This window comes from Maritalea sp. (genome assembly GCF_047634455.1).
GTDB lineage: Bacteria > Pseudomonadota > Alphaproteobacteria > Rhizobiales > Devosiaceae > Maritalea.
The window spans coordinates 22902-29401 of sequence record NZ_JBLIAI010000032.1; the positions used below are offsets into that span (position 1 = coordinate 22902).

General features: G+C 49.2%; 7 protein-coding genes. 3 read left to right on the forward strand and 4 right to left on the reverse strand.

Annotation, left to right across the window (positions count from 1 at the left end; all coding sequences use genetic code 11):
• The first annotated feature begins 147 nt into the window (after positions 1 to 147).
• The 3 genes from greA to ACJAZW_RS09560 all read left to right on the forward strand — a co-directional run bounded on the left by greA (position 148) and on the right by ACJAZW_RS09560 (position 2584).
• Positions 148 to 621 (forward strand): transcription elongation factor GreA, encoded by a 474-nt coding sequence (gene greA / locus ACJAZW_RS09550; protein WP_415157446.1) that lies wholly within the window; start codon positions 148 to 150, stop codon positions 619 to 621.
• A 113-nt stretch (positions 622 to 734) separates the two neighbouring features.
• A complete protein-coding gene (gene trxB, locus ACJAZW_RS09555) occupies positions 735 to 1688 on the forward strand; it encodes a thioredoxin-disulfide reductase (RefSeq protein ID WP_415157448.1) in 954 nt (317 codons plus the stop codon).
• Complete coding sequence (locus tag ACJAZW_RS09560; RefSeq protein WP_415157450.1) at positions 1688 to 2584, forward strand: LysR family transcriptional regulator; 897 nt, start codon at positions 1688 to 1690, stop codon at positions 2582 to 2584. Before trxB ends, ACJAZW_RS09560 begins: the two co-directional genes overlap by 1 nt.
• 1 nt (position 2585) lies before the next feature.
• Here the strand turns inward: ACJAZW_RS09560 and ACJAZW_RS09565 are convergent, their stop codons facing one another.
• The 4 genes from ACJAZW_RS09565 to msrP form a co-directional block, all read right to left on the reverse strand.
• Entirely contained in the window at positions 2586 to 3239 is a 654-nt protein-coding gene (locus tag ACJAZW_RS09565; protein WP_415157452.1) for a TetR/AcrR family transcriptional regulator, read from the reverse strand.
• 271 nt (positions 3240 to 3510) lie between these two features.
• Complete coding sequence (locus ACJAZW_RS09570) at positions 3511 to 4236, reverse strand: NAD(P)-binding domain-containing protein (protein WP_415157454.1); 726 nt, start codon at positions 4234 to 4236, stop codon at positions 3511 to 3513.
• 1207 nt (positions 4237 to 5443) lie between these two features.
• The gene (locus tag ACJAZW_RS09575; RefSeq protein ID WP_415157456.1) at positions 5444 to 5650 is read right to left on the reverse strand and encodes a hypothetical protein; all 207 of its coding nucleotides are present in this window, start codon (positions 5648 to 5650) and stop codon (positions 5444 to 5446) included.
• Between the two features lie 201 nt (positions 5651 to 5851).
• Positions 5852 to 6500: protein-methionine-sulfoxide reductase catalytic subunit MsrP (gene msrP / locus ACJAZW_RS09580; RefSeq protein ID WP_415157458.1), on the reverse strand; the 649-nt coding region annotated here is incomplete at its 5' end.

Sequence of the window (6500 nt, forward strand, 5' to 3'; positions counted from 1 at the left end):
AATAGCAAATTCCGTAGCCGCAACTTTTTCCTAGCAACAGGCAAGTTTGCGGCTATGTTGATTTTACATGTTTACGGCCTCCAATTACTGCAATTCGGGGCCGGTTTTTATTGCGTGAAGCAATTTCTTGAATGAAAGGCTGGGACCATGGACAAGATCCCGATGACAATAGCGGGCCACAAGGCGTTGAGCGAAGAATTCCATCGCCGCGGGTCCATTGAACGCCCAAAGATTATTGCCGACATTTCAGAAGCGCGCGCCCATGGCGACTTGTCTGAAAACGCAGAATATCATGCCGCCAAAGAGCAACAGAGCCTCAATGAAGGTCGACTTCAAGAGCTCGAATCTATTCTGGCGTTGGCAGAAGTCATCGATGTGACAAAACTGAGTGGCCACACGGTCAAATTTGGCGCAACCGTTGAACTTCTTGATGAAAACACTGAAAAAGAAAAGACTTATCAGATTGTTGGCAACCCAGAGGCTGACGCTGGCGCAGGCAAAATTTCGCTGTCTTCGCCCATATCCCGCGCCTTAATCGGCAAAGAAGTGGGCGATAGTATTGAAGTCACAGCACCGGGTGGGTCAAAAACCTACGAAATTTTGAAAATCAGCTACATCTAATCGAAAACTGGCTTCACGTTTATGTGGGCCAATTCGGTTCAGCCTTGTAACGAAGGCGTCGCATACCTAAACTCAGTGCAACTTACATATTCACTTATTAAAGGTTTGCGAAAATGCACGCACCCGTCATGATCATCGGCTCTGGTCCCGCAGGATATTCAGCAGCAATCTACGCTGCACGCGCCATGCTGGAGCCGGTCATTATTCAGGGCATTCAGCCCGGTGGCCAACTCACCATCACCACAGAAGTCGAAAACTACCCCGGTTTTGCTGAGCAAATTCAGGGGCCGTGGCTGATGGAACAAATGAAGGCTCAAGCTGAGCATGTGGGCACCAAAATCGTCTCGGATATCATCATCAATGTTGATATGGACAACCGCCCGTTCGAACTAACCGGCGACAGCGGCACCATTTATACATGCGACGCATTGATCATCGCCACTGGCGCACAAGCCAAATGGCTCGGCATCCCGTCAGAGCAAGAGTTCCAGGGGTTTGGTGTTTCGGCTTGCGCCACATGTGATGGCTTCTTTTATAAAGAAAAAGAAGTTCTGGTGATCGGCGGCGGCAATACTGCGGTTGAAGAAGCTTTGTTCCTCACCAACTTCGCATCCAAAGTCACTTTGGTTCACCGCCGCGATGAACTGCGCTCAGAAAAAATCTTGCAAAAGCGTTTGTTCGCAAATCCAAAGATTGATGTGATGTGGGACACAGAACTGCTTGAAGTGACAGGCACATCAGGTTTTCCAAAATCAGTTACTGGCGCAAAATTGAAGAATCGCAACACCGGTGAAATCATCGAAAAAGCTTGTGACGGCATTTTCGTGGCCATTGGCCATGCCCCTGCCACAAGCCTGTTTGACGGCAAACTGGAGATGAAGCAAGGCAACTATTTGGTCACCGCCCCAGACAGCACAGCAACAAAAGTGCCCGGCGTCTACGCTGCGGGCGACGTCACCGATGACAAATATCGCCAGGCTGTTACCGCAGCTGGATTGGGTTGCATGGCCGCACTGGAAGCCGAAAAGTTCTTAGCAGAACTCGAAATCGCTGAAGCGGCTGAATAATGGCCATTGATTGGGACCGACTGCGGATATTTCACATTGTTGCCGAAGCTGGCAGTTTCACCCATGCCGGTGAACGGTTGGGCATGAGCCAATCCGCAGTATCCCGTCAAGTCTCCTCGCTCGAAGAAGGCCTTGGCCTAAAGCTCTTTATTCGCCATGCCCGCGGTCTGGTGATGACAGAAGTTGGCGAACAATTGTTCAAAACCGCTCATCGTATGGCATGGGAGCTTCAATCTGTTGAAGCGCAAATGAGCGAAAGCCGCGACCAACCCACAGGGCCACTATTGGTCACCACAACTGTTGGGTTTGGTTCAACTTGGCTAACGTCTCGAATCAACGAATTTTTGGAGCGTTATCCAACCATTCAGTTGGAAATCAAACTCAACGATTCAGAACTTGATTTGGCCATGCGCGAGGCAGATGTGGCCATTCGCTTACATCGCCCAAATCAATCTGAACTGATCCAGCGCAAGCTTTTCACCGTGCATTTCCATTTCTATGCGTCCTCCGCATATATAGAACAACATGGCATCCCCAAAAGCATCGATGATATCGACAATCACAAGATCATCACATTCGGCAACCCCAGCCCTGCCTATTTGGGTGACGTAAATTATCTCGAGACTATCGGCCGCCCAGAAAACAGTCCGCGCATTCCTGCTTTACGTGTAAATGCGATTTATGGGATGATGCAGGCTTGTCGCGAAGGTATCGGTATTGCCATGTTGCCAGACTATATCACCGAGGATGAAAGCTCGCTCGTCAGCATTCTCGGCACTGTCGAAATGCCTGAATTCGAAACCTATTTTGTTTATCCACCAGCGTTGAAAAACTCAAAGCGCGTTGGCGTATTCCGCGATTTTCTCGTCTCCAAAGCCCGCGGCTGGGAGTTTTAGTTCACGCTTTTTGGTTGCCTGAACCAACCATTCGCTTTGAAAACTCAATCCAAAGTTCAGCTTCCAGGTCGTCTGCCCCCATTATCTCGTCATAACCCACAAGCTGGTTTTCAATATTGAGATGTGCAAATCCATGCACAGCGCTCCAATATATTGAAACATCCAGATACATTTCTTTGGTGAGCCGTCCTGCACGAAAGTCTTCAAGTGTTGCTGGCTCTTCTCCACGCAGCGCATGTACGATTTTCACAAATGTTGAATAGGCCCGCGCTTCTGAATCGCACAGATCCTGATCTTCAATATCAAGCAAATCTCGCCTGAACATAAGTCGAAAACGCTCAGGATTTGTCTTTGCGAATTGGGAATATGCAACCGCGAAATATTTCAGCAAATCATCTGCTCTAGCCCCACGCCGTTGGTAGACATCTTCTACTGCCACTGCAATCATTTGAAAGCTTTCCGCAGCAATCGCCGTTCGCAAACCCGTAAGCCCCGCAAAATGATGCGCAGGAGCCGCATGGGAAACACCTGCCCGCCGCGCGCATGCCCTAAGGGTCAAACCTTGCAGTCCCTCTTCAGCCAAAATCTCAGCCGCCGCCGCTAACATAGCTTGCCGTAAATTGCCGTGATGATAAGATTTGTTTTCTGAAGTCAAAGCAAACAGCCGTTTTGTTCGGTCTACAATTCAACCAATGTTTACAATGCCTAGAAACGGCAAACAAGTTGCTCAACGCGAATTGAACGAACAACTTTTGCGCCCAGCTATTGGCCTCACACGAACCTGACCCAGCCGTCACAGTTGGATTAGAACTAGTTTTCATTTTTTGAAGTAGTCATGCGTGTTGCCGCATCATAAGCTCAAACCAGACTCCGGCATAGCGGACATAGCCATCATCCCTTACAATCCTCCGGATTGCGGCCACATCTCACCTGAGCATGTCAAGACCGGCTCTAAGTTTTTCGCTGATGCCTTGCGCTTCCATGTGCAACCGGAGCTTTTGATTGTACCCGCCTGGCGCGTTCAGCGCCTCGATCAAAGCGTCACATTCCGTGTGCGACAGGTTCGATGTAACCAGCGTTCTGAGAAAAGCCTCACCTTGCGACTTGTCTGGCACCTGTTTTCCAAGCCAATCAGCAGTATCGGCGATCATAAGGGCGACCGGGGAAAGGACAGCTTGAGCGCATAAGTAGGCAGCCATTTCGTCATTATTTTTCAATGGGAAAACTGTATTTCTGCTTCCGAATATCTCTTGGACCAGCTCAACATCGCCCAGCATCATGATTGGTGTTCCACCCAACGCTATCCCGGGAAACGGCATCATGATCGCGACAGCTCGCGCGGGGCGCACCAATGCGTCCGCTTCCTCCAATGCCGCACCTGCCATGAAAGAAATGACCCTTTGCCCTTCGCGAAACTTCAGCGCGCCCAAAACGTCATGTGCAACTTCGGCCATAAGTCCCAAGAATAGGACGTCACTTGCATCAACCACGGCCTGATTGTCAGCAATTGAGACACTAGCGTACGTTTCAGCCAGCACTGTAGCGTTCAATCTGCTTCGTTCAGATACGATGATCCGATGACCGTCATCCGCGATACCGCGCACCACAGCGCTGGCGATTGTTCCGCATCCAATCACACCTATCCGCATCATTACCCTCCAAATTGAAAGCCATCCTAATTGAAAACCGTCTGATAAGGTAGAGTTGACGGCTCCCTTGTTCCAATTGAATGTTCTTGACCGTTGTCGGAGCGCACGTCCATGCTCAACGCGGCATCCGTCACTATGGGCTCCAAGCATTAGTTTGCAGCAATTGTGCGCGAACGACCGCTTTTCAGCCCGGCTCAGAAATGCTTAACGTTTGGGCCAGCATTGAATGACGCAACTTTCAAGTTTGTTGTCGATTTACTGGCAGATTAAGTCAAAGGCGTTTGACGTTCCACGCCGGTAAACGCAAAAACTAGCAAAACGCCCTGCCGAATGGGGCTGCGTGCACCAACCCGCCAAGAAAACGCACTCTTCGAATAAGTCATCTTGCAAACATTTTTAGATATTAAGCTGTTGGAATATATCAAAAATGTAAGAGGCATGCACAATTCGCATACCTGCCTTGCGTCAAACATGGTTGCTAAAAAGTAAATCTACCAGCATATACGCCTCAAGAAAAACGATCTGAGTTGTTCCTCCTCCCTCAACTCTTTCGTTGTTCCCTCCTTGTTAGAGTTTTCTCTAAACTTTTTTGGCTCTATCCTTTTGGGTAGAGCCTTTTTTTTGCCTTGAAAACGGGCATGCGTTTACTGCATGGCAAATATGCAATCTTCGCGTTTGTGGCTTTTATTGAAAAGGCGCATAAAGTGTACATAGCGAGTTAACAACGTATCCTCCTCCCTCGGAGTTGGCTCGCATGACGGCAGACACCGTCCCTCCTCCCTCGATGTCTGCCTCACCTATTCAAAGGCTCCGTCCCTCCCGACGGAGCCTTTATTTTTTGTTGGCATCGAACAGACGCAAGCGTTCAGACGGCAAAATTACAATATTAACTGCTTGTAAACGAACTTGGCTCAAACTGAGACGTATTACTTAAGTTATAAAGCTATGCACAGGGCGCATAGCGAATATGCAAAGCATGCGCTTGTTTATTGGCCCTGAGTAACCATATAAGTTTCATAACGAGTTGATGACGTATCCTCCTCCCTCGGAGTCAACTCGAAAATGGCAGACACCGTCCCTCCTCCCTCGATGTCTGCCCCTCATTCCAAGGCCCTACCTTTTTGGTAGGGCCTTTTTTTTGGTTCGGGCAAGTCTGAGTTCTGAAGCTGACAAAGTGTTTTAGTCACCACCAGCCGGGGCTCGTTTTAAGTCAGTGGGTTTTCCAATAGCGGTGAAACGCAATGATCGACCAAATACCCTCCGCCACAAGAAACGGGATGGAACCGATCAGGTACGCGTAAAATGCAGCCGTTGCGCAGGCGACCGCAAAAATCAAAATGAAAAGCGAATGTTTTCGCTCAAGCGCATAGCTTAAGACCATCGTGGTCACGGCAACAATCCCTAATAAGTCCAGCATAATCCCGCGCCCCTTACGTCCAAATTCGTACTCACTTAAATGCCTTGAAGCGGCGACCCGAGGTTTTTGTCCATCATAAGGTTGCCGCACGTCCCTATATACGTTTGCGTTCTACACCAATTCCATGTCGAACAAAAATAGCGCCGATGAAACCAATCATCAGCGCTAGGTTTGGAGGGAGGAGGTAGTTATATCAAAGCTCTAACGGTAAAGCAGATCACCCAAATCTTGCTTGTCCGCATAAAGACTAGCGACTTGCTCTTCGTAACCATTGAACATCAATGTCGGCACACGTTCGCCGGTATGCAACACCCGTTCTGTGGCTTGGGTCCAGCGCGGGTGGGGAACTGCTGGGTTTACGTTCGCCCAAAACGCATATTCGCGCGCCTGCAATTGTTCCCAAAAACTAATCGGACGTTCGTTGGTGAACGTGAACTTCACAATAGATTTGATGGATTTAAAGCCGTATTTCCACGGCAAGGCCAAACGAAGCGGTGCACCCATTTGGTCGGCAACTTCTTTGCCATAGGCGCCCACGACGAGAAAGGCCAAATCATTTTGCGCCTCTTCAATCGTAAGGCCTTCAATATACGGCCATGGATACCACGGCTGAGTTTTAATGCCGCGCGCAATGTTTGGATCGCTAAACGTTTCCATGCGGATAAATTTTGCACCCGCTTGCGGACCAGCCATTTCGACCAGCTTGGCAAACGGAAAGCCAATCCAAGGAACGGTCATTGACCATGCTTCAACACAGCGATGGCGGTATAGCCGTTCTTCGATGCCCATTTTGCCAATCAACGCATCAATGTCTAAAGTGGTGGGGTTATCCACCATTCCATCAATTGTT

Excerpts from the sequence above, each read along its gene's own strand:
- greA (WP_415157446.1), top strand. The coding sequence starts at position 148 with ATGGACAAGATCCCGATGACAATAGCGGGCCACAAGGCGTTGAGCGAA.
- trxB (WP_415157448.1), top strand. The coding sequence starts at position 735 with ATGCACGCACCCGTCATGATCATCGGCTCTGGTCCCGCAGGATATTCA.
- ACJAZW_RS09560 (WP_415157450.1), top strand. The coding sequence starts at position 1,688 with ATGGCCATTGATTGGGACCGACTGCGGATATTTCACATTGTTGCCGAA.
- ACJAZW_RS09570 (WP_415157454.1), bottom strand. The coding sequence starts at position 4,236 with ATGATGCGGATAGGTGTGATTGGATGCGGAACAATCGCCAGCGCTGTG.
- ACJAZW_RS09575 (WP_415157456.1), bottom strand. The coding sequence starts at position 5,650 with ATGCTGGACTTATTAGGGATTGTTGCCGTGACCACGATGGTCTTAAGC.